Origin of the sequence: Desulfovibrio sp. JY (genome assembly GCA_021730285.1) — a bacterium.
GTDB lineage: Bacteria > Desulfobacterota > Desulfovibrionia > Desulfovibrionales > Desulfovibrionaceae > Solidesulfovibrio.
Genome location: CP082962.1, coordinates 1940106 through 1965725, shown reverse-complemented (window position 1 = coordinate 1965725; position 25620 = coordinate 1940106). Strand labels below are relative to the sequence as shown.

General features: G+C 66.3%; 23 protein-coding genes. 15 read left to right on the top strand and 8 right to left on the bottom strand.

Annotated elements, in window-relative coordinates; all coding sequences use genetic code 11:
• Positions 1–65: 65 nt before the first annotated feature.
• Positions 66–419: a hypothetical protein gene (locus K9F62_08800; GenBank protein UJX42754.1), complete on the bottom strand. Its 354-nt coding sequence runs from the start codon at positions 417–419 to the stop codon at positions 66–68.
• A gap of 148 nt (positions 420–567) precedes the next feature.
• On the opposite strand from K9F62_08800, the gene K9F62_08795 reads away from it, so the two are divergent.
• Together K9F62_08795 and K9F62_08790 are read left to right on the top strand one after the other, a co-directional pair.
• Positions 568–1317 (top strand): respiratory nitrate reductase subunit gamma, encoded by a 750-nt coding sequence (locus K9F62_08795; GenBank protein ID UJX42753.1) that lies wholly within the window; start codon positions 568–570, stop codon positions 1315–1317.
• A 35-nt stretch (positions 1318–1352) separates the two neighbouring features.
• Entirely contained in the window at positions 1353–2642 is a 1290-nt protein-coding gene (locus K9F62_08790; protein ID UJX42752.1) for a (Fe-S)-binding protein, read from the top strand.
• A 3-nt stretch (positions 2643–2645) separates the two neighbouring features.
• Here the strand turns inward: K9F62_08790 and ahbD are convergent, their stop codons facing one another.
• Positions 2646–3776 (bottom strand): heme b synthase, encoded by a 1131-nt coding sequence (gene ahbD, locus K9F62_08785; GenBank protein ID UJX42751.1) that lies wholly within the window; start codon positions 3774–3776, stop codon positions 2646–2648.
• A 213-nt stretch (positions 3777–3989) separates the two neighbouring features.
• Between ahbD and K9F62_08780 the strand changes: the two genes are divergently transcribed.
• Positions 3990–4691: a phosphatase PAP2 family protein gene (locus K9F62_08780; protein ID UJX42750.1), complete on the top strand. Its 702-nt coding sequence runs from the start codon at positions 3990–3992 to the stop codon at positions 4689–4691.
• A gap of 87 nt (positions 4692–4778) precedes the next feature.
• On the opposite strand, the gene hemB is transcribed toward K9F62_08780, so the two are convergent.
• Entirely contained in the window at positions 4779–5765 is a 987-nt protein-coding gene (gene hemB, locus K9F62_08775) for a porphobilinogen synthase (protein ID UJX42749.1), read from the bottom strand.
• A gap of 27 nt (positions 5766–5792) precedes the next feature.
• Positions 5793–7043 carry an HDOD domain-containing protein gene (locus K9F62_08770; protein UJX42748.1) on the bottom strand — a complete coding sequence of 417 codons (1251 nt, stop codon included), beginning with the start codon at positions 7041–7043 and terminating at the stop codon, positions 5793–5795.
• A gap of 181 nt (positions 7044–7224) precedes the next feature.
• On the opposite strand from K9F62_08770, the gene K9F62_08765 reads away from it, so the two are divergent.
• Positions 7225–7479, top strand: a complete 255-nt coding sequence (locus tag K9F62_08765; GenBank protein ID UJX42747.1) for a hypothetical protein — start codon at positions 7225–7227, stop codon at positions 7477–7479.
• A gap of 202 nt (positions 7480–7681) precedes the next feature.
• On the opposite strand, the gene ahbC is transcribed toward K9F62_08765, so the two are convergent.
• From ahbC to K9F62_08745, 4 genes are all read right to left on the bottom strand, one after another.
• Positions 7682–8869, bottom strand: a complete 1188-nt coding sequence (gene ahbC, locus K9F62_08760; GenBank protein ID UJX42746.1) for a 12,18-didecarboxysiroheme deacetylase — start codon at positions 8867–8869, stop codon at positions 7682–7684.
• A gap of 75 nt (positions 8870–8944) precedes the next feature.
• On the bottom strand, positions 8945–9580 hold the full coding sequence (locus K9F62_08755) for a class I SAM-dependent methyltransferase (protein UJX42745.1): 636 nt from the start codon (positions 9578–9580) through the stop codon (positions 8945–8947).
• A gap of 107 nt (positions 9581–9687) precedes the next feature.
• Complete coding sequence (locus K9F62_08750; GenBank protein ID UJX42744.1) at positions 9688–10095, bottom strand: response regulator; 408 nt, start codon at positions 10093–10095, stop codon at positions 9688–9690.
• A gap of 136 nt (positions 10096–10231) precedes the next feature.
• Positions 10232–11989, bottom strand: coding sequence for a two-component sensor histidine kinase (locus K9F62_08745; protein UJX42743.1), 1758 nt, complete (start codon positions 11987–11989; stop codon positions 10232–10234).
• A 129-nt stretch (positions 11990–12118) separates the two neighbouring features.
• On the opposite strand from K9F62_08745, the gene K9F62_08740 reads away from it, so the two are divergent.
• The 11 genes from K9F62_08740 to K9F62_08690 all read left to right on the top strand — a co-directional run bounded on the left by K9F62_08740 (position 12119) and on the right by K9F62_08690 (position 25554).
• On the top strand, positions 12119–12601 hold the full coding sequence (locus tag K9F62_08740; protein UJX43174.1) for a hypothetical protein: 483 nt from the start codon (positions 12119–12121) through the stop codon (positions 12599–12601).
• 216 nt (positions 12602–12817) lie between these two features.
• Complete coding sequence (locus K9F62_08735; GenBank protein UJX42742.1) at positions 12818–13612, top strand: phosphatidate cytidylyltransferase; 795 nt, start codon at positions 12818–12820, stop codon at positions 13610–13612.
• 16 nt (positions 13613–13628) lie between these two features.
• The gene (locus tag K9F62_08730; protein ID UJX42741.1) at positions 13629–15152 is read left to right on the top strand and encodes a hypothetical protein; all 1524 of its coding nucleotides are present in this window, start codon (positions 13629–13631) and stop codon (positions 15150–15152) included.
• Complete coding sequence (dxr, locus tag K9F62_08725; GenBank protein UJX42740.1) at positions 15149–16405, top strand: 1-deoxy-D-xylulose-5-phosphate reductoisomerase; 1257 nt, start codon at positions 15149–15151, stop codon at positions 16403–16405. Before K9F62_08730 ends, dxr begins: the two co-directional genes overlap by 4 nt.
• 134 nt (positions 16406–16539) lie before the next feature.
• A complete protein-coding gene (rseP, locus tag K9F62_08720; protein ID UJX42739.1) occupies positions 16540–17619 on the top strand; it encodes an RIP metalloprotease RseP in 1080 nt (359 codons plus the stop codon).
• The gene (tsaB, locus tag K9F62_08715) at positions 17612–18388 is read left to right on the top strand and encodes a tRNA (adenosine(37)-N6)-threonylcarbamoyltransferase complex dimerization subunit type 1 TsaB (protein UJX42738.1); all 777 of its coding nucleotides are present in this window, start codon (positions 17612–17614) and stop codon (positions 18386–18388) included. Before rseP ends, tsaB begins: the two co-directional genes overlap by 8 nt.
• Positions 18389–18995: 607 nt before the next feature.
• On the top strand, positions 18996–19889 hold the full coding sequence (locus K9F62_08710; protein UJX42737.1) for a flagellin: 894 nt from the start codon (positions 18996–18998) through the stop codon (positions 19887–19889).
• Between the two features lie 119 nt (positions 19890–20008).
• Entirely contained in the window at positions 20009–21703 is a 1695-nt protein-coding gene (fliD, locus tag K9F62_08705; protein UJX42736.1) for a flagellar filament capping protein FliD, read from the top strand.
• A 240-nt stretch (positions 21704–21943) separates the two neighbouring features.
• On the top strand, positions 21944–22654 hold the full coding sequence (gene fliS / locus K9F62_08700) for a flagellar export chaperone FliS (GenBank protein ID UJX42735.1): 711 nt from the start codon (positions 21944–21946) through the stop codon (positions 22652–22654).
• Positions 22655–22721: 67 nt separating this feature from the next.
• Entirely contained in the window at positions 22722–23987 is a 1266-nt protein-coding gene (locus tag K9F62_08695) for a hypothetical protein (protein ID UJX42734.1), read from the top strand.
• A 121-nt stretch (positions 23988–24108) separates the two neighbouring features.
• Positions 24109–25554 carry a zinc-ribbon domain-containing protein gene (locus tag K9F62_08690; protein ID UJX42733.1) on the top strand — a complete coding sequence of 482 codons (1446 nt, stop codon included), beginning with the start codon at positions 24109–24111 and terminating at the stop codon, positions 25552–25554.
• Positions 25555–25620 lie beyond the last annotated feature (66 nt).

Genomic DNA, 25620 nt, shown 5'->3' with positions numbered 1-25620 from the left:
CAACGGAAAAAGCCGGGGGGACTTGATCCCTCCGGCTTTTATCGTCAGGCCCCATGCGTGACGGCCTAGCCTGCCCGCTTGTCCGCTTCATCCCCGTCGGGCCGGCCCGGACGCGCCAGGAAAAGCCAGCCGCCAAGGCCCAAGGAAAAGACGGCCAGGCCTCCGGCAAAGCCCCTGGAACGGCCAAGCCCGGAAAACCACTCTTCCAGCTTTTCGGCCAGGACCAGTCCCTTGCCGCCGAACGCCTCCATCTGGCGGTTGTAGGCCTTGGTGTCCTCCAGGCGTTGCGGGTAGGCCACGCCGTCGATGACCATGTAGCCCGACGTTTCCGCGCCAGCGCCGGCCCGCTGCCATATCCAGGCGGACAGGCCGAGGCCGGCGATCAGGACAAGGAGACCGCACAATCGTCGGATGCGCATCCAATAATCAAGCCACTTTTCCCTAAAAATGGCAATGATTTCTTTTCCCGACAGAAAATGCGACGTTCCCGTCACGCATGCGGCGGCATGGCCGCAAACCACCGCGATCCGGCCATGCGCCGGAATCCCTCCGCCAGGGAGGTCCGCCATGATCCCCGGCCCAAACACCGTTCCCGCCTGCCTGCCCTATCTGACGGCCGCCATCCTCGTCCTCGGACTGGTCTGGCGCCTGCGTCGTTGGAACCGGGCCAGGGCAGCGCCGTCCCCGCTTTTTCCCCTGTCGCCCCGGACGCGGCAATCCCCGCCGTCGCCCGCCCTGGACGCGGCGCGGATCGCGGCGGAAATCTGCCTGCTGCGCGGCCGCCGCGCCGGCAGGCCGGCCCTTGCCGCCTGGTGCTTCCATTTTTCCCTGGTTCTGCTCCTGATCGGACACATCCGGGCCTTCACCGACTTTCCGAGGCTCTGGGCCGCGCTCGGCCTTTCTCCCGAGGTGGTTGCCACCCTGGCCGCCCTGGCCGGCGGCGCGGTCGGGCTTTTCGCCCTGGGGTCGGGCCTGTGGCTGGCCGGGCGCAGGCTCGTGCTGCCCGGGCTGCGGGGCATAACCCGCTTCGAAGACATTTTTCTCCTGACCCTGCTGCTGGCCGTCATCGCCTCGGGATTGGCCATGCGTCTGGGGCGCGCGACCGACCTCGAATCCGTGCGGTCCTATTTCGCCGCCCTGGCTTCCCTGCGCCCCGAGCCCATGCCCGAAACACCCGGCTTCGCCCTCCATTTTCTGCTGGCCCAGGCCCTGATCGTCGTCTTCCCGTTCGGCAAGCTCCTGCACGCCGCCGGCATCCTGCCGGCCAAGCTCGGGCTCGGCCAGGGCGCGGTCCGGGCCGCGTCCCCGCCCGCCTGACCGGCGTCTCACGCACAAAAGGAGGGAGAAGCGCCATGCGTCCCGCAATCGCGGCCATCGGCCCGGAGGAACTGGCACAGGCCAGGAAAGCCGTGGCGGCCATCAAGGAGGGGCCGCTGGCGTTGCAGCTTGCCTGCGACATCTGCGTGCGTTGCGGCAGGTGCGCCGAAGCCTGCCACGTCAGTCTGGCCGATCCCCAAAAGCGCTTCCTGCCCGCCCGCCGGGCCGAACTGCTGCGCGCCCTGTACCGTCGCGGCCGGGGACCCGACCCGCGGGACCTTGCCCTGTGGGTGCGCGACTTCTACGAGTGCTCGGGCTGCCGCCGCTGCGCCGTCTACTGTCCGCTGGGCCTCGACAATGCGCTTATCACCCGCAAGGCCAGGGGCATTCTCCATGCCCTAAGCCTGACGCCCTGCCGCATCGTCGCCACCCAGCGGGCGTCCGACCGCCTGGGCAACAACGAGGGCGCGCCCGAGGCCGCCATCCGTGACATGGTTCGTTTTCTCGAAGGGGAGCTGTGCGAAGAGCATGGAGCGGATATCCGGATTCCGCTCGATAGCAAGGCCGAGGTCTTTTTCGCCACGGCCTCGAGCGAAATCATGGCCCGGCCCGAAAATCTCATGGGCTGCGCCGCGTTTTTCCACGCGGCCGGGATATCCTGGACACTTTCCACAATCGCCTTCGACGCGGCCAACTTCGGCCTTTTTTCCGGGGACGATGCCCATATGCTCCGGAAAAACAAGATGCTGCACGAGGCCTGTCTGGATGCCGGAGCCAAGACCCTGGTCATCGGCGAATGCGGGCACGCCTACCGCGTGGCCAAATACATGGGCGGCTACACGAGCGCCCAGGGACTGCCCTACACCGTCACCGACATCTTCACCCAGGCGGCGCGGGTGCTAAAACGGGGCGGCCTGCGCCTGGACCCGTCCGCCAACACCAGCCCCGTCACCTACCACGATCCCTGCAATTTCGCCCGTAGCGGCGGCGTGACGGAGGCTCCCCGCGCGCTTTTGCGGGCCTGTGTGACGGATTTTCGCGAAATGCGGCCCAACAGGGAGGCCAATTTCTGTTGCGGCGGCGGCGGCGGGCTGGCGGTACTGGAATCGGCCGAGGGCATCGACCGCGAGGACACGTTCTACGAATTCCGCATGAAGGTATCGGGGAAAAAGAAGATCGAGCAGATCGCGGCCACCGGGGCCGCACTCGTCGCGGCCCCGTGTTTCAATTGCCTGCGCCAGATCGAAGAGCTCCTCGCCTACCACACGGTCCCGGCGGATGTGACCACCGTTTTCGAGCTGTTCGACCGGGCAATCGTGCTGTGAGCGTCAGCTTTCCCCGCCGGCGTTTTCGGCCTTGGCCGGCGTATAGTCGCACAGGGGCTCCGGGGCCATGTAGTTGCCGGACATGGTGTGGGCCCTGGCCCGGCAGCCGCCGCAGACGCGGTGGTATTCGCACACGCCGCACTTGCCGAGGTACTCGTCCTTGTTGCGAAACTGGAGAAACTGGGGCGAGGAGCGCCAGATCTCCGGGAACGGCGTTTTGCGCACGTTGCCGCAGTCGAGGTCCAGATAGCCGCAGGGCTGCACCTGGCCCACGGCCGAGATGAAGCAGAAGCCCGTGCCGCCGAGGCACCCTCGCGTCATGGCGTCCATGCCGAAGGTGTCGGGGGTGACGGCCACGCCCTCGGCCTTGGCCCGCTGGCGCATGATGCGGTAATAATGCGGGGCGCAGGTGGCTTTCAGGTGCATGCTGGTGGTCTTGCGGAAATCGTAGAACCAGTTGAGCACTTCCTCGTATTCCTTGGCCGTTATGATCTCGGCCCCGAGCTCCACGGCCCGGCCGGTCGGCACGAGCAGGAAAATATGCCAGGCGGCGGCCCCAAGCGCGTCGGCCAGCTTGAATATTTCCTTGAAGTTTGCCATGTTATGCTTGGTCACCGTGGTGTTGATCTGAAACTCCACCCCGGCCGACTTGAGGTACTCGATGCCGCGAAGCGCGCCTTCGAAGGCCCCGGGCACGCCCCGGAAGGCGTCGTGGTCGGCGGCGTTGGGCGCGTCGATGGAAATCGAGCAGCGGGCGGTGCCGGAATCGCGGATTTCCCGGGCGTTTTCGGCGGTGACGAGCGTGCCGTTGGGAGCCATGACGCAACGCAGGTCGCGGCTCCTGGCATGGCGCACCAGCTCGAAGATGTCCGGGCGCAACAGCGGCTCGCCGCCGGTAAAAATGATGATCGGGCTGCCGGTTTCCGGAAAGGTGTCGATAAGGGCCTTGGCGTCGGCGGTGTCGAACTCGCCGGGCCAGGGATCGAGGCAGGCCTCGGCCCGGCAGTGCTTGCAGGCCAGGTTGCAGGCCCGGGTGACCTCCCAGGCGATGAGCCGCAGGGGCGGCATGCCGGCCGGGCCGGCGGGATGCGCGTTATGGGGATGGCCGTGGCCGTTGGCGTGGGGATGCTGCATATGGGGATCTCGGACCCGAAGGCGGCCGGACGGTCGCCGGGTCCCCTCCTTTGTGGCGTAATGCGCGCGCGGCCGCGCCGGCAAGGCGCGCGCGACCGGACGATCCGCTTGATATAATGGTTGGCCGCCCGGTGGCAAGGCGGACGGGCGTATCGGGCACAAAAGCCCGGGCATGGAACGTCATGCCCGCAACACGAGAAACCGGAGGTATCTATGCGCCAGGCGTTTCGCCTGCTTGTCCTTTTACTGCTGCTGACGGTGCCCTGTACCGGCCAGGCCGGCGAACAGGCCTTTGGCCTCACGGCAAAACAGGTCGACCTCGTCCGGCTGCTGCCGCCGCCGCCCACCGTGGGATCGGCCAAGCAGCGGGAGGAGATGGCCCTGCTCATGACGCTGCAACAATCCCGCACCCCGGCCCAGGTCGCCCTGGCCCAGGCCGACGCCATGCGCTCCGTGTTCCGGTTCGCCGACGCCGTAAGCCCGGCCTTTTCCGCCGCCGAGCTGCCGGTCACGGCCGCTTTTTTCGACAAGGTCCGCCACGCCGCCGACCAGCTCCTCGGCCCGGCCAAGGAACATTTCGACCGCCCCAGGCCCTACGCGACCAATCCGGCGCTGACGCCCTGCCTGCACAGGCCGGGAAACGCCTCCTACCCCAGCGGCCATTCCACCTTCGCCACCGTCACCTCCATCCTTCTGGCCAATATGCTGCCCGAACACGCGGACGCCATCTACACCAGAGCGGAAGTCTACCGGTTCAACCGGGAACTGGGCGGCGTGCACTACCCGAGCGACGTGGCGGCCGGCCGCATCGCCGGGACCGTCATCGCGGCCTTTTTCTTCGACGACCCGGCCTTTACGGAAGCCTACGCCAAGGCCCGGGCCGAAACACGCCGGGTCCTCGGCCTACCCCAATAACGCAGGACGTCCCCGAAACCCAGGCCAAACCGGGAGTTCGGGGACGTCCTTGCGCGGCAATGCGGGCGCGCCGGCCCGGAGCCTCGGCTATTTCGACAGCCAGGGCAGCACTTTTTCGGCGAAATAGGTGATGATCATGTCCGCGCCGGCCCGCTTGATGGAGGTCAGCGATTCCAGGATGGCCCGCTTCTCGTCGAGCCAGCCGTTGCCGATGGCGGCCTGGAGCATGGCGTACTCGCCGCTGACCTGATAGGCGGCCAGGGGCACGTCGAAATTGTCGCGTAGCAGGCGCAACACGTCGAGATAGGGCATGGCCGGTTTGACGATCAGGATATCCGCGCCCTCGGACAGGTCGGCCGCGGCCTCGCGCAGGCCCTCGCGCACGTTGGCCGGGTCCATTTGATACCCACGGCGGTCGCCAAAGGCCGGCGTGCTGTCGGCCGCGTCGCGAAACGGCCCGTAAAAGCACGAGGCGTACTTGACGGCGTAGGACATGACCGGAATGTGGCTGAAGCCGGCCTCGTCAAGCGCCATGCGGATGGCCCCCACGCGCCCGTCCATCATGTCCGAAGGGGCGACGATGTCCGCCCCGGCCCGGGCATGGCTCACGGCCGTCTTGGCGAGCAACTCCAGGGTGGGGTCGTTCTGCACTTCGCCGTGCCCGTCGATCAGGCCGCAGTGGCCATGGCTCGTATACTCGCACAGGCACACGTCGGTGACCACGACCAGTTCGGGATAGGTCTCCTTGAGGCGCATCACGGCCTTTTGCACGATGCCGTCGTCCGCGTAGGCCCCGGAACCGACCGGATCTTTTTTCTCGGGCAGGCCGAAAATAATGGCCGAGCGCAGGCCATTGTCCATGGCCGCGCCCACCCGCGCCGTCAGGCGTTCCACGGATAGCTGACTCTGGCCGGGCAGGGAGGCGATGGGACGTTCGAAGTCCCGGTCGTCGGTATCGACCACAAAATAACCCTGGATGAGATCGGCCGGGCGCAATTCGGTTTCGCGCACCATGTCGCGCAAAAAAGGCGTACGGCGCAGCCGGCGGCCGCGATGAAAATCGCCGAAAACCATGACAGTCCTCGCTTCGCTAACGTTGGATCAATGTTTGCGGACAGGAAAAAACGCGCCCACGATGTCGTCTATCTGGTCCTGGCCGGCGGCGGCCAGTTCGGGCAGGCGCTCGGGAGCGAGACCAAGCATGTCCCAGGCTTCGGGTTCGAGGGTGGGCACCATGGACGAAGCCGGCGGGGTATGTCCCAGGGCCACGGCCATGATGTCGGCCAGATGCAGGATGGCCGGCTCGATATCGCCCGGGCAGGCCGAAGGCTTGTGGTGGCAGGTGACGATGGCCACCAGCGCCTCGGGAAATTTCCAGGCCCGCAGCAACAGCCCCCCGACCAGGGGATGGGCGAAGCCCACCACCTCGTTTTCGGCCACGAAAAGGGGCGTCATGTTGGCCTTGGCGTAATAGATGGCTTCCACCGCCGCGTGGGGCAGCTTCTTAAACAGCACCAGCCGGCCGATGTCGTGCAGGATGCCGGCCACGAACAGCCGCTCGCCGCCGCTTGTGCCCGCGGCGTCCCCGAGCAGCCGGGCAAAGACGCCGACGGCCACGGAATGCTCCCAGAACGTGCGCATGTTGATCAGTTCCGGGGGGATGTCCTTGAAGGCGTTCATGGCCGAAATGCCGAGCGCCAGGGTGGAGACTTCCTGGCCGCCGAGCACCATGACCGCCCGCGAGATGGAGTCCACGCGGTGGGGCAGGCCGTAAAAGGGGCTGTTGACGAGCCTGAGAAGCTTGGCGGTGAGGCTCGTGTCCTTGCTGATGACGTCGGCCACCTGGCCGGAGGAACTTGCGGGCGAATCGAGCACCTGGCGAATCTTGAAATAGATGTCCGGGAACGAGGCGAGCTTCACCTCGCTGTCCACGAGGTCGTCGACCCCGCCCTCTTCGCGGAAAAAGAGATCCCCCATGGACTCGGCCCGGGGATTGGGGGGGATGTCCTGGGGCAGGCCCGCGCCGGCGGCAAGCGCCCGCGCCTGATTCAGCGCGGCGGTCTCGAACAGGGCGGTCATGACCGGGTGCGACATGTCGTTGGCCAGGAAACGGCGAAAAACATGGGTGGCGCTTTGCTCGATGAGCGCCGGCGGGATATCCGCGATCCCGGACTCGTCCGACGACCCGCCGTCGGCCACGTCCGCGCCGGCCACGCCACGCTTGCGCAGGCTTCCGATATGGCTGTCGGTAAGCGTCATCCCCTTGGGCAACAGCATGTTGCCGTCAGGCCCAATGAGGTCCGACGCCAAGGTCATGCCCGCCTCCAGCGCGTCCAGGGGTAACCTGCCCACGATGTGCTCCTCCGCTTGCGCCCGCCCAACAGGCCGCTTCACGTACTTTTCTTCATATTCTTTTTTCCCGGACATGGTCAACAGGCGCGAGAACGCTTTACAGCCCCCCGCCCGGGGAGTATGACCCCCGCCGTAAAGCAACCGTCACTCTACGGACGCAAACATTTCGGGGGACCTTTTCATGAGCGCAAGCGTGGCATCGCTGGCGACCGCCAAGGAAGCCAGGAAAATCGTGGAAGCGGAGGCCGTGCCGGCCCTGGCCGCCACCGCAACGGACGACAAGGCCCGCCTGGCCATCGCCCTGGAAGCCCTTTCGGCCATTGCCGGAGAAAACGACCTGACCTGCGTGCGGACGCTTTTCCGCATGCGCCGCCAGGCCGAAAAGGCGCTTTTGCGCATCAGGGGCTCCCGCAACGACCAGCATACCCTGTTTTAACCACCCGCGGCAGCCGTGCCGCAGATTTTTCGCCAGCGCGAATGCGAGAGGGGGACCCTTTTTGAAAAAAGGGTCCCCCTCTCGCGCTCTCCCCTCCCCAAAACTTCTAACGGTGACAAACTGTTATCGTTAAAAATCTTTGGAAAGGGGGGCCGGGGGGAGAACCTTTCTGCAAGAAAGGTTTCCCCCCGGTTCGCATTTTCTATTCCTCAGGTCGAATTTCGTCGTCGGTCAGGTAGCAGGCCGGATCGGGCGCCCAGACGTCGCCGGTGACAGCCTCGGCCCGGGCCCGGAAGTTGCCGCCGCAGATGGCAAGATAGCGGCAGGTGGCGCAGCGCCCGGTGACGTAGCGCTTCTTGTCCTTGAGCTTGGCCAGCAGTTCGATATTCGGATCGTCCCAGATCTCGGAAAACGGCCGCTCGCGCACATTGCCGAACACGTGGTGCCGCCAGAACTGGTCGGCGTGGACCTTGCCGTCCCAGGAGATGCAGCCGATGCCCCGGCCGGAGCTGTTGCCTTCGTTAAACGAGAGCAGCTCCGCCACCTCGGCCGCGCGCTTGGGGTCCTCGCGCGCCAGGCGCATGTGGACGTAGGGGCCGTCGGCGTGGTTGTCCACGGTGAGGACTTCCTTGGGATGCCCCGCGTCGTGCAGGGCCCGCGTGCGGTCCATGATCAGGTCGACCAGGGCCCGCGTGGCCGCGTGGTCCAGGTCTTCCTTGATCAGCTCCGAGCCGCGCCCGGAGTAGACCAGGTGGTAAAAGCAGATGCGCGGCACTTCGAGGTCGCGCAGCAGGTCGAAGAGAAGCGGCACCTCGCTGGCGTTACGCTTGTTGATGGTGAAGCGCAGTCCGACCTTGAGCCCTTCCATCTGGCAGTTTTCGAGGCCGGCCAGGGCTTTCTTGTACGCGCCCGCAACCCCCCGAAAGCGGTCATGGACCTCCTCGCCGCCGTCCAGGGAGATGCCGACGTAGGACAGGCCGACCCCCTTGAGCTCCCGGGCCTTTTCGCGGGTAATCAGCGTGCCGTTGGTGGAGATGACGGCCCGCATGCCCCGGGAGGTGGCGTGGGAGGCCAGCTCGGTCAGATCCTTGCGCACCAGCGGCTCGCCGCCGGAAAAAAGCATCACCGGAGCGCCGTAGGCGGCCAGATCGTCGATCATGGCCTTGGCTTCCGCCGTGCCGATGTCGTCCACGCCTTCCGGGTCGACGGCCTTGGCGTAGCAGTGCACGCACTTGAGGTTGCAGCGCCGGGTCATGTTCCAGACCACGACGGGCTTTTTGTCCGCGGAAAACTGAAGCAGGTGCGACGGGAGCTTGCCCGACTGGCGGCCATAGCGCAGGGCGTCGGAAGGCTCCACCCCGCCGCAGTAAAGCTTGGATATGCCTATCATGAAAAATCCTCTGTTTCGTTGGGTGGGATGGCCCTCTACTACATTTTCGACCAACGCGGTAGGGGGTTCGTCCGGTTACGGCCTTCTGGCGGTCATGAGGAACACGGTGAATTCCCGCACGGCCCCGTCCTTGCCCGGCCGTTCGATGGTGGCGGCGGTGGTCGCGTCGATGTCCGTAAACCCGCATCCGGCCAGCATGTCGGCCAGTTCCAGGCGGTCGAAACCGAAATGGTAGACCCCGTCGTTGTCGGGATGAAATACCCCGCCTTCGCTGTCCAGGTCGGCCAGGGCCAGGTGCGCCCCCTTGCCCGCGGCCTTGAAAAGCCGGTCCAGCACGGACGGGATATCCTCGACATGGTGCAGGGCCATGGCGCTGCCGATGAGGTCGTAGGTCCCGGGCAAGGGGTCCCCGGCGCCGATGTCGGCCAGGATGGTGGCCACGTTGTCGAGGCCGGCCGCCTCGATCTTGGCGTCAAGGGCGGCCAGCATGCCCGGCGAGGTATCGAGGCCGGTGACGCGCTGGCAGCGCCTGGCCAGCTCCAGCGTCAAAAGCCCCGTGCCGCAGCCGAAATCCAGGGCATCGGGCACGGTTTCCCGAAAAAGTCCGACCCGTTCCATGGTGGCGGCGATGTCGCCGGCCAGCTTGCGGCGGAACGGATTGGCGTCCCAGGCCGCGGCCCGGGCGTTGAAAAGCGCGACGTTGTCATCCATGGATGTCTCCCTCCGGCCAGGCGTACGACTCGAAAAAAGGCCGGTCCGCCATACGCGGCGGCCTTTGCCCTCGACCAGATTCCCGGCGCGGCGTCAAGGAGGAAATGTCAGGACGGGTCGGCAGCGGACGGCGTCTGCCGGCGGGAGCGGTCCACGGCGTCCGTGATCTTGGCCAGCAGTTCGTCGAGGTCGCAGGGCTTGAGCAGGTAATCGGCCGCTCCGGCGTCCAGGCCGTCCTTGGCCGCCTCCTCGGAGCCATGGCCGGTGAGCATGATCACGGGCATGGACGGGACCATCTTCTTGAAAATCTTGAGCACCTCGATGCCGTCCATGTCCACCATCTTGAGGTCGCACACGGCCGCGTCGCAGGCGTTTTCATGCAGCGTGCGCACGGCCTCGGCCCCGGAAAGCGCCACCAGGACCTCGAGGCCCCGCCGCCGCAGGCGCTTGGCCAGCACTTCGGTGAAGCCGGCCTCGTCGTCGATGAGAAGAACCCGCAACGGTTTGTCACTCATGAGCGCTTAAAACCTTTTTGATGTTGTCCGGGGGAGGGAACTTTTTGAAAAAAGTTCCCTCCCCCGGGCCCCCACCCTCAAAAACTTTTCGCAGGGGGGAAAAATATCACCAGGCCTTTGGCCGGGGACGGAGCGCCTAGGACCGCTCCGCGTCGGCTTTCGGGGCTTCGGGGCCGGAGGGTTGGGTGGCGGCCTGGGGTTCGGGGTGGCCGGCCGAGGGCAGGGATATCCGGAACGTCGCGCCCTGTTCCGGGGCCGATTCCACGGTGATCTCGCCGCCGAGCTTCTTGACGATGCCGTAGCAGATGGAAAGTCCGAGCCCCGTGCCCTTGCCCACGGCCTTGGTGGTGAAAAAGGGCTCGAAAATGCGGGCGGCCACGGCCTTCGGCATGCCGTGCCCGTTGTCGGACACGACAAGCTCCACCTTGTCCCCGGCCAAACGGGTGGCCAGGGTCAGGTCGCCGCCGTTTTTCTCCATGGCGTCCATGGCGTTGTTGACGAGGTTGAGCACGAGCTGCTGGAGCTCCGAGGGCGAGCCGGCCACATGGGGCAGGTTTTCGGCCAGATCGGTCTTGATGTGCACGTTGACGTAGCGGGCGCGCTTGTCGGACAGCTCGGCCATCTCGGCCACCAGGGCATTTAAGTCCAGCTCCTTGATGCGCTCGTCGGTCTTGCGGGCGAAGCTCAAGAGTTTGTAGGTGATTTCCTTGCAGCGCGTGCCCTGCAAGCGGATCTGGTCCAGGGCCCGGCGCATCTCGGCCATGTTTTCGGGCGTGCCGTAGTCGTCGTCGGTCAGGATGTCCGTCACCCAGCCGGCCTCTTCCATCATGATGGCCACGGGGTTGTTGATCTCGTGGGCGATGCCGGCGGCCAGCTCGCCGACCGAGGCCAGCTTGCCGGCCTCGATGACCTGATCGTTTAAAAGATCGCGCTCGGCGTCGGCCGTGGCGATGCGCCCGACCATGCGCCGGGCCAGCCACCAGGCGGCGACGAAAACCAGCACCGCGCCCACGGCCACGATGACGATGGCCAGCACCCTGGCCCGGTAGAGCGAGGCAAAGGCGTCGGCCTCGTCCTGCTGGTAGACCAGGGCCCAGTCCCCGCCCTTGAGCGTGGCCGCCACGTAAAGCACCCGATGCCCCGAGGCCGGGGATTCGTGGGTGAACACCATGACCTGATCGGCGGCCATGGCCGGCGCATCGCCCGTGCCGCTCCAGATTTTCCTTCGCAAAAACGGCGCGTCGGTTTGCAGGCCGCGCTTGGGCGTGGTTTGCAGCTCGCCCCGGGCGCTTAGGATAAAGGCCTGCCCCGTGGCCCCCTGGCCGATATTTTCCACAAGCTTGTTGAAGGCGGCGAAGTCGATGGTGGAGCGCAGAATATATTCCTGGCCGTCATGGACGCGCCGCACCGCCACCACGAAATGGGGCAGTCCCCGCAGCCCGAGGAACACGTCGCTTATGGTCACCTCGTCTTTCCGGGCGGCGGCGAACCAGGGCGAATCGGCGTAATCGGCCCGGCCCAGGCGGTAGGGCCCGGCATAGGACACGAGCGCCCCGGCGGCGTTGACCAGCCCCAGGTCCACGAACACCCCGCCGTGCTCTTTTTGCATGGTGGCCAAAAGCCCGCCCAGGGCGCCGTCGTCGGTCAGCGAGGAAAACGGCGTCAGATCGGCCAGCACCCGCAACTCGGCGGCGGATTCGCGCAAAAACGCCCCCACCTGCTGCGTGTGCTTGAGCACCAGCTCTTCCAGGTGTTCCACGACCTTGGCCCGGTAGGCGGTGTGGAACTGGTAGCCGAGCATGACCGCGCAGGCCAAAAGCGGGGCCAGCGCCACCACCGCCACCCAGGCCACCATGCTGCGTGTCAGGGACTGATAATAATGGCGGTCGCTCAAAGGCTGCCTCCAGCGGCGGCGGGCGGAATGGCGGTGGCCAAATACATGGAAAAAGCATACGTCTCCGGAAAGGCTTTTACAAGCGGCCAGGAATCGTCCGTGACCCCGACCGGCGGGAGGTATGCAGGCATGGCCGAGGGCGTGATCGATCTCAAAAAACAGTTGCGGGATTTGAAGGCCCACGAGCATTTGGCCGGGTTCACCGGGTTTCGTCTCGACCTGGGCCTTGGCGACGCGCCCAAGGAAGGCGTGCTCAAGATCGCGGAATTCGTCCGGCCCGACGCCTCGGGCTACCTCACCCTGACCTTTCAGACCGATCCCGACCCCGAGCCGGATCGCCGGGCCGCCCTGGCCGGCATCTTCGACCGGTTCGGCCGGTTCGCCCAGGCGGCCGACGCCGTAACCGGCGCCAAGCGCTTCGGCCGGGGATTCGAATACATCATGCTGGCGTCGCAGGGTCTTGTCGACGGCGACCCGTGGTTCGTGGTGGACATGGACTTCTATTATAAGAATCTGGCGGGACGGCTGCGCCCCCTGATCGAGGACGCGGTGCTGCCGGGGCTTGCCGGGGTGATGCCCGTGACCTTCGAACCCGTCAATTGGTGGGACTGATCGCCCGGAGGCGACACGAGGCATTGGACGCCGCAGCGCTTTTGCTCTACCAGGGACGCGAGGCCGCGCGTTTACGGCCGACGAGCGGCGTTTCCCCTTGATGTCCCTTGATGCGGATGCGCCGTTTTTGGTGTCCAAACGCCGGGACCGGTTCCACCGCATCCCGAAAACACGGGGCGCGGTCCGCGCCCGCCCCGGAGACAGCGACACGCTCCCATGCCTGCCGGATCACAACGACAACGCCTGCTCACCGCCGCCGTGGGCCTGCCGGTCCTGGCCGTGGCCGTGGCCGCCGGCGGCTGGTTTCTGGCCATCCTGACCGCCGTGGCCGCCGCCTTGGCCATGCGGGAATTTTTCGCCATGACCGGTCGGCCCGGACAAGTTCTCGAGGCCATCGGCCTGGCCCTCGGGCTGGTCGTCGTTGGCAGCGCCGTCCTTGGCGGTTGGCCCGTGGCCGGCCTCGCCCTGGGGCTGGCCTTCTGGATCGAGCAGTTCACGTTCCTGGGCCGTTTCGCCGCCCGGGGAGAGACGGCCCCGCCGCGCGCCGCCTTGGCCGCGGCGCTCCTCTACGTCGCCTTTCCCCTGCGCTTTCTGTGCCTTTTTTCCCCGCTGGAAACGGTATTCATCCTGGCCGTGGTCATGGCCGCGGACACCGGGGCCTATTACGCGGGGAGCCTTGTCGGCGGCCCCAAGGTCTGGCCGGCGGTCAGCCCCGGCAAGACCTGGGCCGGAACCTGCGGCGGCCTTCTGGCCTCGGCCATCGTCGCTTCGGTCTTTGCCGCGTCCGCGCGTTTCGTGCCCGGCCCGCTGGCCCTGGCCGGCTTTGGCGTGATCATTGCCGGCGTTTCCCAAATGGGCGATTTTTTCGAATCCGCGCTCAAGCGCGCCGCCGGCGTCAAGGACTCGGGGACCGTGCTCCCGGGCCATGGCGGCGTGCTCGACCGCATCGACGGGCTGTTGCCCGCCATCCTGGTTTATGCAGCCGGCCGGCCCCTGCTCGGGCTGGGGTAAAGGAGGTCGTCAGGCCATGGATGATGCCGCTGCCGCACCGCCGGGCGACCGCGAGGCCCGCTTCGACGCCTGCCTGGAACGTCTGGAGGAATTAAAGGCCGTCAAAGCCCGCCGGGAAGTGCTGGAGGAGCGGGTTTTCCTGGAATTTCTCAAGGCCAACCGGAGCCGGATCAACGAATTTCCCCTGCTCGAAACCGAGCAGCAGGGGCTCATGGACATGCTGTTGCGCCGGACCGAGGGGCTGCATCCGGGGCACGAGTACGTCAAGGAACGCTTTTCCGCCTACTTGATCGAGCTCAACCACTACGGCAAGGCCAAGGCCGTGGGCGATGCGGCCGCCAAGCAGAAGCTGGCCCGACGCCTGGAACGCGAGGAGCTCGTCCTGGTCAAATGCCTCCAGGGCGTGGTCTACGCCTCGAGCCTGATCAAGGACAATTTCAGCGACGCGGTCATCCGCCACTTCGGCGAGGACTCCCTGGCCAAGATCGACGAGATCACTTCCACCCTGGTCTTCGACGAGCTCTACTGGCGGGCCTACATCGAGCGCTTCATCAAGGAAGAGGTGCGCGGGGCCTACGACGACATCCTGGCCGAACGCCGCTATCGCATCTCCCGCGAAGGCCAGCTCCTCATCCTGGCCTTTCCCTTCGACGCGGTGCTGCAAAAGCTCAAGGGCACCACCAAGGCCATCTCCAAGACCCGCGTCCAGACGGCCTTTGACGAAGCCGTCACCTCCACGGAGGGCCAAGGCCTTTTCGAGACCGCCCTGTCGGTGCTCGCCCGGGCGGAAATTCCCCAATGGCAAAAGCGCCCGGACCGCGACGAAGCGGCTTTCGCCGCCCAGGTGGCCACCATGGACGCGGTCACGGCGCAGTACCGTACGGCCGCCGGCGACGAGGAGGCCGCGGCCGACGCCGCCCAGGAACTGCGCGCCGAACAGATCGTGGCCCTTTGCGTGGGCGCGGCGGCCTCCCTGCGGGTGGTGCGCGAGGACTTCGCCCGGGCCCTGCGGGATTTTCCCCCCAAGGAAGCGGCCTGGATCGTCCAGATGGCCGGCTCCTTCGACGCGCCCCACCTCAGCCTCATGCTCGAACAGATCATGGAACTCGACTTCGCCCACCTGCTGCGGGAAAAGGGCGAGGCCGACGCCGGGCGCATCCAGATCAAGACCGCCCGCACCCGGCGCGCCCCCAAGGAAGCCGTGGACGCGCTGGCCGAAGCCGGTTTCAACAAGGTGCGGCGCAAGCAATTTTTCGAGGACGACGGCGACGCGCCCGAGTTCTCGCTCTTCCGCCCCAGGAATCCGGCCGAGATGCAGGAGCGCCTGCGCCTGTTCCAGATCGAGCCCGAACTGACCCGGTCCCTGGTGGCCCTGTGGGAGATGGCCTCCCACAAGGTCGACCTCTACGTCTGTATCAACCTGGCCGCGCTCGGCAAGGTGGCCGCCAACCTGTCCGCCCGCATCACCGAAATCCTCGGCCGCTACGGCATCGCCCTGCCCGGGGCCGCCGAGCCGGCCAAAGCCAACCGCGACGCATGACCCACTTTCCAAAAAACGCGACACCGTCCCCCGCCGCCCCCGGCGCGGGTTACATCACCTCCCTCGACGTGCCGGCCCCCACCCGCCCGAGGCGGCTGGCCGTGCTCGGCGCGACCGGCTCCATCGGCGTCAGCGCCCTGCGCGTGGCCGCCGAACATCCGGACAAATACGCCGTGGCCGCCCTGGCCGGGGCCACCAACGTGGCGCTGCTGGCCGAGCAGGCGACGACCTTCCGGCCGCCGGTCCTGGCCGTGTTGACGGACGAGCGCGCAGGCGCTCTGCGAAAGCTCCTGCCGACCGGCTACGCCCCGGACATCCTGGTCGGGCCGGAAGGCTACGCCGCCCTGGCGGCGCTTCCCGAGGCCGACGTGGTCGTTTCGGCCATTGTCGGCGCGGCCGGGCTTTTGCCGACGCTGGCCGCCGTCGCCGCCGGCAAGGTGGTGGCCTTGGCCAACAAGGAGTCCCTGGTCCTGGCCGGCGACCTCATCCGGGAAACGGCCCGGCGCACGGGCGCGGTCATCTTGCCCGTGGACTCCGAGCACAACGCCCTGTTCCAGGCCATGGGCGGCGCGGGACTCCCCGATCTGCCCCTGGTCGAGCGGCTGGTGCTGACCGCCTCGGGCGGCCCCTTCCGCACCCGGGAAACCGGGGAACTGGCCGCCGTCACCCCGGCCATGGCCCTAAACCACCCCACCTGGGCCATGGGGCCGAAAATCAGCGTCGATTCGGCCACGCTCATGAACAAGGGCCTGGAGGTCATCGAGGCCTGCCGGCTCTACGGCCTGCCCGTGTCCATGGTCGACGTGGTGGTCCATCCCCAAAGCATCGTCCATTCCCTGGCCCAGCTCCACGACGGATCGCTTTTGGCCCATCTGGGGCCGCCGGACATGCGGGTGGCCATCGCCTATTGCCTGGGCTATCCCGAGCGCCTGCCCCTGGCCGTGCCCCGGGTGGATCTGGTGACGCTCGGCAGCCTCACCTTCGAGGCCCCGCGCCACGACGCCTTCCCCTGCCTGGGCCTGGCCCGGGACGCCCTGGCCGCCGGAGCGAGCCATACCGTGGTCTTAAACGCCGCCAACGAAGTGGCCGTTGAACTTTTTCTGGAGGGCCGCCTTCCCTTCATGGGCATCGCCGCGGCCATCGCCGACGCCCTCGACGCCCATGCCGGGCAGGCGCTTCCCGACGCGGCGTCCATCATGGACCTCGACGCCCGGGTGCGCCGGCGGACAATGGAGGCGGCAAAACCCGCCTGACGGCATTGCCTCGCCGCCAAAGTCGCTTATTATAATGCATCGGCCATGGGCCCGCCCCGGGATGTTCCGGGAGCCGGCCGGCCGCGCAAACCCGCCCCTGACGCGTAAAAACGCCAGGGAGCACCCGAGTAGGCATGATCCAAAGCATCGTCGCCGTGGCCCTGGTCTTGGGGGGCCTCATCTTCTTCCATGAACTGGGGCATTTCCTGGCCGCCCGGGCCTTCGGCATGGGCGTGTCCACCTTTTCCCTGGGCTTCGGCCCCCAGCTCCTGGGTTTCACCCGGGGCAAGACCCGCTACGCGATTTCCGCCATTCCGCTTGGCGGCTACGTGCAGCTCGTGGGCCAGGACCCGGACGATCCCGTGCCGGACGGCTTCTCGCCGCAGGAAGAGTTCAAGCTGCGCCCGGCCTGGCAGCGCATGATCGTGGTGGCGGCCGGGCCGCTGTTCAACTTTTTCCTGGCCTGGCTGCTCTTCTGGTGCCTGCTCGTGGCCGAGGGCCGCTTCGAGATGCTGCCCGTGGTCGGCCAGGTCCAGGCCGACAGCCCGGCCGAGAAGGCGGGCATCGCCGCCGGCGACACCGTCACGACCATAGACGGCGCGCCCGTGGCCAACTGGGACGAGATGGCCAAGTCCATCCGGGGCGGCGGCGGCAAGTCCGTCACCCTCACCGTCCGCCGCGACGGCAAGGACCTGACCTTCACCCTGACCCCGGCCATGCGCACCATCAAGAACCTCTTCGGCGAGGAGGAAAGCGCGCCGCTGGTCGGCATCGTGGCCTCGGGCAAGACCCGGGCCGTGCCCATGGGCGCGGGTTCGGCCGCCGGCGAGGCCGTCAGACAGACGTGGAACGTGGTGGCGGTGACCTACACGGGGCTTTTGAAGCTCATCGAGCGGGTGGTGCCCCTGGACAGCCTCGGCGGCCCCATCATGATCGCCCAGATGGTCAGCAAGCAGGCGGCGGAAGGCATCGGCAACGTGGTGGCCCTGGCCGCGCTCATAAGCGTCAACCTCGGCGTGCTGAACCTGCTGCCCATCCCGGTCCTCGACGGCGGGCATCTGCTTTTCTACACCCTGGAAATCATCATGCGCAAACCGGTGAGCCCCCGCATGCGGGCGCTGACCACAAGGCTCGGGCTGGCCTTTCTCATCGCGCTGATGCTTCTGGCCACGGTCAACGACATCCGCCGCCAGATAAGCGTGCTCAATGGCTGAGGCGCGCCCCTTGCCGGCCGAAGGGCCGCTGCTGGTCGTAAGCGGCGTCTCGCCGCGCCTGACCGTGCTGCTGGGCCTGCCAGGACAGGACGTGCTGGTCCGGGAAAACACGGGCACGGGCCATTCGGCCGCGGTCCTGGCCCCCATGATCGCCGACATGCTGACGGCGGCGGGGATTGCCCCGGCGGAGCTTGCCGGCATCGCCTGCGTGCGCGGCCCGGGCAGCTTCACCGGCATCCGGGTGGCCCTGGCCACGGTCCTCGGCCTGTCCATGGGCTCCGGCGCGCCCATGGCCGGCCTCGACTACCTGCCGCTTCTGGCCGCCTCGGCCGCGCGCCATGCCACCGGCGCGGTCATCGTCATCACCCATGCCCGAAGCGGGCAGGTTTATCTCCAGTCCTTCCTGGCCGACGGCGATCTGGCCCCCATGGGGCCGCCCGAATCGCTTTTTCTCGAGACCGCCGCGGCCCGCGTGGCCGAGGGCGCGGCGGTCGGGCCGCTCACCCTGGTCGGCGATGGCGCGGCCCGCTACCGGGCCGCCCTGCTCGAGGCAGCGCCCATGGCCGTCATCCCCGAGAACGGCGACCGGCCGGACCCGGACACGGTGCTGGCGGCGGCCAGACAGGCCACCTACGGCCCTGACCAGGTGGAACCGCTCTACCTGCGCCCCTGTGACGCCGAGGAAAACCTGGTCGCCCTGACCGCCGTCCGGGGGCTTACCCCGGAAACGGCCCGGACCATGTTCCACGACGCGGTGACAAGGGAATGAATGCTTATGGAAGGGAGAGGAAAAATGCGAGAGGGGAAACCCTTTGAAAAGGGTTCTCCCCTCTCGCGCTCTCCCCTTCCTAAACTTTATAACGACAACAGTAGCAACGATACCATCCAGCCACAACGAAGAGTCTTTGGAAAGAGGGTCCGGGGGAAGAACCTTTCTGCAAGAAAGGTTTTCCCCCGGCTCTTCCCCTCGGCTCTTCCCTCCAAAAGCGCCAGCCCTGCGCGCCTTCCACGAGTCCCTCCCGACCCGCGAACTGCTGCGTCAATTTCGCGACGCCCGGTCCAGCTTCGAACAACGACTGTAAATCGAAGCGATTAGCCTTTCCTCGCGCCGTTGCCGGCCAAGATGGCCGCGTCGGGAAACCGACGTGTCCGGCCGCAGACCACGGAAAACGCCCCACCCTTTCCCGCGAAAAGTCGCCGGCGGCCGCCGTGGTTTTTTTATTTCGGCCCGGCGGGACGCTAAAGAATCGTTTTTCCGGCGTCGATAAGAACGGTGAAAACACGCTACCGGTTGTCCTCGGCCGAGGGCCCGCGGCCGCAACCGGACAAGCACAAAGGGCAAGGACGCCCGCATCCATTTCAAGGAGGAAACAACCATGTCGCTGACCATCAATTACAACGGAATGGCCGCCAACGCCGCCCGTAACCTGTCCAACTCCTACTCTTCCCTGGCCACTTCGACCCAGCGCCTGTCATCGGGCCTGCGCATCAACACCGCCGCTGACGACGCCGCCGGTCTGGCCATTCGCGAGCTCATGCGCTCGGATGTCGCCGCCATCAACCAGGGCGTTCGAAACGCCAACGACGCCATCTCCATGATCCAGACCGCCGACGGCGCGCTCCAGGTCGTGGACGAAAAGCTCATCCGCATGAAGGAACTGGCCGAACAGGCGGCCACCGGTACCTACACTTCGGATCAGCGCCTCATCATCGACTCCGAATACCAGGCCATGGCCTCGGAAATCACCCGAATCGCCAGCGCCACGGACTTCAACGGCATTTATCTCTTGAACGGCAACCTGTCCTCGAGCACCCACAGCGGATCGACCCTCAATTCCAGCGGCAAGCTCAAGGTGCACTTCGGTTCCGGCAACCAGAGCGCCGAGGACTACTACTACGTCCAGATCGGCACTTCCACCGCTTCCGCCCTGGGCGTGGGTCTGGGTGCCGCATCCGGCGCTTCCGGCCGCAGCATCTCCACCCAGGAACTGGCCCAGAAGGCCCTCGACGCCATCCAGACGGCCATCGTGTCCAAGGACAAGATCCGCGCCAACCTGGGCGCCCTGCAAAACCGCCTGGAGAACACCATCTCCAACCTGCAGGTCCAGAGCGAGAACTTGAAGGCCGCGGAATCCCAGATCTCCGACGTGGATGTGGCGACCGAAATGACCCAGTTCGTGAAGAAGCAGATCCTGACCCAGTCGGCGGTGGCCATGCTGTCCCAGGCCAACTCCCTGCCGCGTATGGCCCTGAACCTGATTCAGGGTTAAGCTTCGGTTTCATGACCGGTCGGGCCGTGCCTGCGACCCGACCGGTCTTTGGCATAAGAGTTGCTTAGATCCGATCGGAATTCCCCGCATGGGAACAACTCTTTTTTCAGGGTAGCGAAATGTCCAGCACGGTCAGCGCCTACACACCGGTAACCAAGTCCGGCCAAATCAATTACACGGGGCTTGGCAACGGCACGGACTTCGACACCCTGATCACCAAGCTCGTCCAGGTCGAGCAGAGCCGCATCACCACGCTGCAAACCTGGAAACAGTCCTGGACCAAAAAGCAGGACGCCTTCCTGGAACTCAACACCAAGCTCCTCGCGCTCAAGACCACCCTCGAGGGCATGGACACCGAGGGCGAATTCCTGGTCAAGGTGGCCAGTTCCACCAACTCCAACGTCCTCACCGCCACCACCAGTTCCGGCGCGGACAACGGCTCCCACGTCATCGAGGTGAACCGCCTGGCCACGGCCAAGGCCATGGTCACCCATTCAGGATTCGTCGATCCCAGGCAGATCATCAACATAAACCCCACAGACCAGACCTTCGCCTATACCTATAAGGGCACCACCTATTCCAACAACATCGGCACCAACTGCTCCCTGAACGATCTCGCCAGCATCATCAACAACGACGCCAACAACCCCGGCGTCAAGGCCAGCGTCGTCTATGACGGCACCGGCTACTTTCTCCAACTGCGCGGCATGGACACCGGCGATTCCGCCACGCTGACCATCGACTCCAGCACCACCCTGCCCTATTTCCAGGCCTCCGATTTCGACACCATCACCTCCAACGCCAGCGCCTTGCTCAAGCTCGACGGCTGGCCCACGGGCGCGACCAGCTACATTACCCGGGAAACCAACACCGTCACCGACCTCATTCCCGGCATCACCCTCAACCTCAAAAGCACGGGCACCGTCAACCTGACCGTGTCCACCGACACCAACGCCGTCAAACAGAACATCCAGACCTTCGTCGAACAAATGAACACGGTGCGGTCCATGTTGAAGGACCTTACCAAATACGACTCCACGACGTCGAAGGCGTCCATCCTGACCGGCAACTACGGCCTGCAACTCATCGACACCAACCTCAAGACCGCCGTGGCCGGCAAGGGCGTCGGGTTCGACTACGACGCCGACACCTACTCCGTGCTGTCCCAGATCGGCATCTTCACCAACGCCAACGAAGGCGCCAAAAACGAAGGCCTGCTCTACATCAGCAACGCCACCCTCAATGCCATCCTGGCATCCAACGCCACCAAGGCGGCCGAACTCTTCGCCGCCAGTTACGCCGGCCGCGTGAACAGTTCCGAAATTTCCATCGCCTCCTACATCAAAGGCACGACCAAGTGCGGCACCTACGAACTGTCCTACACCGCCGACGCCAGCGGCAAGATCACGGGCGCCACGATCAACGGCCATCCGGCGTTCTACTCCAGCAACTCCAACCTGATCACCGGCCAGCACGGCTATGACGAAGCCGGCCTGGTGCTCAAGGCCATCGACGTCTCGCCGGGCACCCACACCGCCACCGCGTGCCTCAAGCAGGGCAAGACCGGCCAGTTGGTCGATCTGCTCGGCGAATTGACCAACGCCAAAGACGGCCCCCTGCACATCCTCGACAATAACTACGACGACATCACGCACATGATCGACAACAAGATCTCCTTCGAGCAGCGCCGCATCGCCACCTACGCCTCCAACCTGCGCAAGCGCTTCGCCAAGGTGGACTCCCTGCTCTCCACCTACAACCAGCAGCAGAACCAGCTCACTTCGGCCATAAAAAACCTCTCCTCCTCCAGTTGATAACCGCAAGGAAGTCGAGCCGCGCCACGGCGGATACCATACGAGACGATTGCCCCCACTTCCGCAACGGCCAAGGCGGCCTCAGGCCGGCGCTGGCGTACATCACCGGGATAAATTTTTCTTCTCTTTGTATTTCAATTAATTAAAATCTAAAACATCCTCCAACCGCGTTTCTTCGACGACAGCACCCTTCAGTTTTCTCCGGCATCACCGATAAGTGTGAAAACAGGGAGAAAGCGCATGCAAGCCGCCGCCAGATCATATTTCCAGACCCAGGTCGCCACCACCACCCAGGGAGACCTGCTCATCATGCTCTTTGACGCGGCTCTCAAGTTTTTAAGCCAGGCCAAGGAAAAGATCGCCGAGAAGAATTACGCCCAGAAGGGCATCCTCATCTCCAAGGCCATGGACATCCTCTCCGAGCTGCAAGGGTCGCTCAACGCCCAAAAGGGCGGCGATCTGGCCGACCGGCTGCAAAAGCTTTATTTTTTCTGCAACGCCCGGCTGTTGGCCGCCAACCTCAAGATGGACGTGACCAAGATCGACGAGGTCGTGAACATCCTGACCGGCCTGCGCGAAGCTTTCAACGAAGCCAACCAGCATGTGACCACCAAGAGCGTGCCGGTAAGCGCCGGCTCCGCCGCCCCCATCCTGCCGGGGGCCATGTCGGGCCAGCCCGGCAAGCCGGCCGCCCAGGCCCTGTACTTGGCCCAGGCCGGTCAGGGCGCGTCCAAGGCCGCACAGGCCGACGTCCCCGGGCAGGCGCCCAAGGCCACGCCCCGCACCCCGCTCCGGCCGGTCGCGCCCGCGGCCACGTCCGTGACGCCCCTGGCGGCCATGGATGTTCCCGCCGCGCCCGTGGAGCGGGAATTCGAGACGGTCGCCGTGCCGGCCGGCGCGCCCGTACGCCGGGTCATGGCCGCCTACGCCGCCAGCCGCGCCCAGGGATAACCCTTCTTCCAAAACACTCACGCCCGCCACGGCCGTCGTGCGGGCGTTTTTCATTGTCCGACGCCGAATGGACTTCCGGCCGCTTCCCACGGTACCACCCCGGACGGAGGATTCGGTGGCCGACGCGCATCCCTTTTTCACTTTCACGAGCGAAATCCTGTCCTGGCGGCTCGGAGACCAGGCGGCGGGTCCTGTCTCCGGCGCGGACGCTCCGTCCCCCGATCCCGGGCGCACGGCCGTGCGGGTCGAGCGTGTCCTTCGCGCCGCCAGGCAGCGGCGGCATGTGCTGCTGCTGGGCCTTGGCACGGGCGAACTGGCTGCCGCCCTGGCCGCCGCCTTGCCGCCGGCCACAGCCCTGACCGTTCTCACCCCGGACACCGTTGCCGCCGCAAGGCTTCGCGACGCGGGAAAGCTCGCCTGGGTACGCCCGGGCGGCAACCGCCAGCTTTTGGCCGACTCGTCGCGCCAGGCCCTTTTCTGCCTGCCGGCCATGGCCGCAAGCCTCGGGCCGCAAACGCTCGTCACCGTCAATCCGGAGCCCTGCCCGCCGGAGGTCCGCCAGGCGCTTGTCTGGCTGCGGCGCGTTCTCGCCGAGACCGTGCCGCTGCCGGCGACCGCCGCCGCCCCCTCGCCCGTGACCCTGGCCGTGCTGGCCCGACCGGACGAACCGGCCCTGACCGATTTTTTCGCTGCCTGCGCCGGGCTGGCCCAGCGGGCCGTCATCGCCTGGGACGCCCGGACCGTACCCGTCTCGGGCCGGGACGCCGCCTCCCGGCTGGGCATGCCCGTGCGCCATCTGGCCCGGCCCCTTGGAGGCGATTTCGCCGCCCAGCGAAACGCGCTGCTTGCCGCCTGTCCCCCCGGGCGCATCCTCAGCCTCGACCCCGACGAACGTCCCGGCCCGGGCTTTCGGGAAACGCTTCCCCGGCTCGCCGCCATGCCCGGACTGGCCGGAGCCTACTTTCCGAGGCTCACCCTCTATCCCGACCCGGACCACGTCAAAGCCGGGCATGGCCTCTGGCCGGACCTGCAATTGCGCTTTTTCACCAAAGAACCGCCCTCGCGCCCCCGCTACGTCCGCCCGGTCCACGAACGCCTGGAGGGGCTCGCCGGCCCCGTCGTCCTGGCCCTGGACGCCCCGTTGCTGCATTTAAACCGCCTGCTTGCCGACGACGCGGCCGTCACGGCCAAGCTCGCGGCCTATGACGCCGCCGCCGGACGCCATGCCCACCGCCTCAGCCGCGACTACCCGGCCCTGCCCCTGGAATTCTTCACCGCCCTGGCCGCCCCCGCCACCGACGGCAGGGTTTTGCTGCTGCCCGGCCTGTGGTAACCAGCCCCAGGCCGGCCTCCCGCCACCCCCGCGCAGTTGCCTTGCCGCCGGGGAGTGGCTACACTGCCTTGCGTCGGCTCGCGCCAGGCGGCAACGCCAGGGTGCCTCACAAAGGGATACGATGCGCATCACTTGCCCACAATGCGGCTACTTTCGGGAATTGCCCGACAAGAAAATTCCCGTGACCTCGACCATGGCCACATGTCCGAAATGTCGCCATCGGTTCAAATTCCGCACGGATAACGATTCCGATTCCCGGACCGCGGCCCACGACCGCGAGCCCCTGCGGTCCCATGGCGACGTCTCGTCCTGGCGCCGGCCCGGACCCGCCGCCCAGGCGGAAACGGCCGCCCCGCCGGTCACCCATTGGGAATCCCCCCACCAGGACGAGGCGCCCGAAGACCTCGCGCCGCCTTCCGTCCGGTCCAAGGTTCCCGCGCCCAAGGCCGAGGACGCCGTCCCGGAAGAAGCGCCCGACGAGCAGGCGCACACCCCCCCGCGCGATCACCAATGGTCCCAAGTCGCGCAGGAAGTCGCCGCCAGCAGGCCCGAACCGGCGGCAACGTCCGGCCACGACGACGAGGTCGAAGCGGACGCGGCATCTCCCGCGCCCGGTGACGACCGCCCCGGCGAGAGCGCCCCGGCCGAGCCCCCGCGCGACAGCGCCGAAGCAGCGCCCGGCGCAGCGCGGCGCGACGCTCCGGACGATATGGCGATAACCAGGGAAGACGCGACCGAAAGCCCGGAGGTTCCCCCAAAACGCCACGGCCCAAGCGACGGCCAACGGGCCGGCGACGGCGTCCGGGACATCTGGGCCAGACTCCAGGCCATGGATGCCTCGCCGTCCCGCAAGCGCGCCGCCAAATCCGAAGCGCCAGTGGACGAGGAGGACGAAGCGGACGACGCGCCGGAAGACGCCAACACGCCTCCCCGGGAAACCGTCACCGATCCCATTCCCTGGGAACGGGTGGACGCCTACGGGTTCTTCCCGGGCCTTTTCCGCACGCTCAAGAAAATCCTTTTCACGCCCGTGGATTTTTTCAGCGACATGCCCTTGGGCCGGCCCAAGGGGAAGGCGCTGGTCTTCAACCTGCTTATCAGCGAGTTCCTGCTCGTCATCGACTTTTTGTGGTCGATTATGGGCCTGCGGGCCAGGATCGGCGATCCCGGCCAGGCCGATCCCCTGGGGGCCGCCGCCGCCACGCCCGGCCTGGGATTTCTCATCGCGCTTTTGCTCGTGCCCCTGGCCATCACCTTCGGCATCTATCTCGACGCCTGGCTCACCCACCTGCTCTTGCGGCTTTTTCGCAGCGCCAACAAAGGCTTTAACGAGACGTTCCGCGTGCTGTGCTACAGCGCCGCGCCCACGGTCCTTTCGGCCGTGCCCGTGGCCGGCCAGATCCTCTCCCCGGTCATTCTCGTCTGGTACATGGTGCTGCAGGCCATCGGGCTCAAAAAAGTCCACCAGGGAGCCTATACCCAGACCCTGGCCGTCATCTTCATCAAATGGTCTATTTATCTCTTTCTGCTTCTGGCCATGCTGCAAAACTTCACGCCCGGCCGGTAATGCCTGCCGTCCCCCTGGTCCTCTTGACGCGGGCTTCGGGAAACGCGAAGACACTGGCATGGGAAG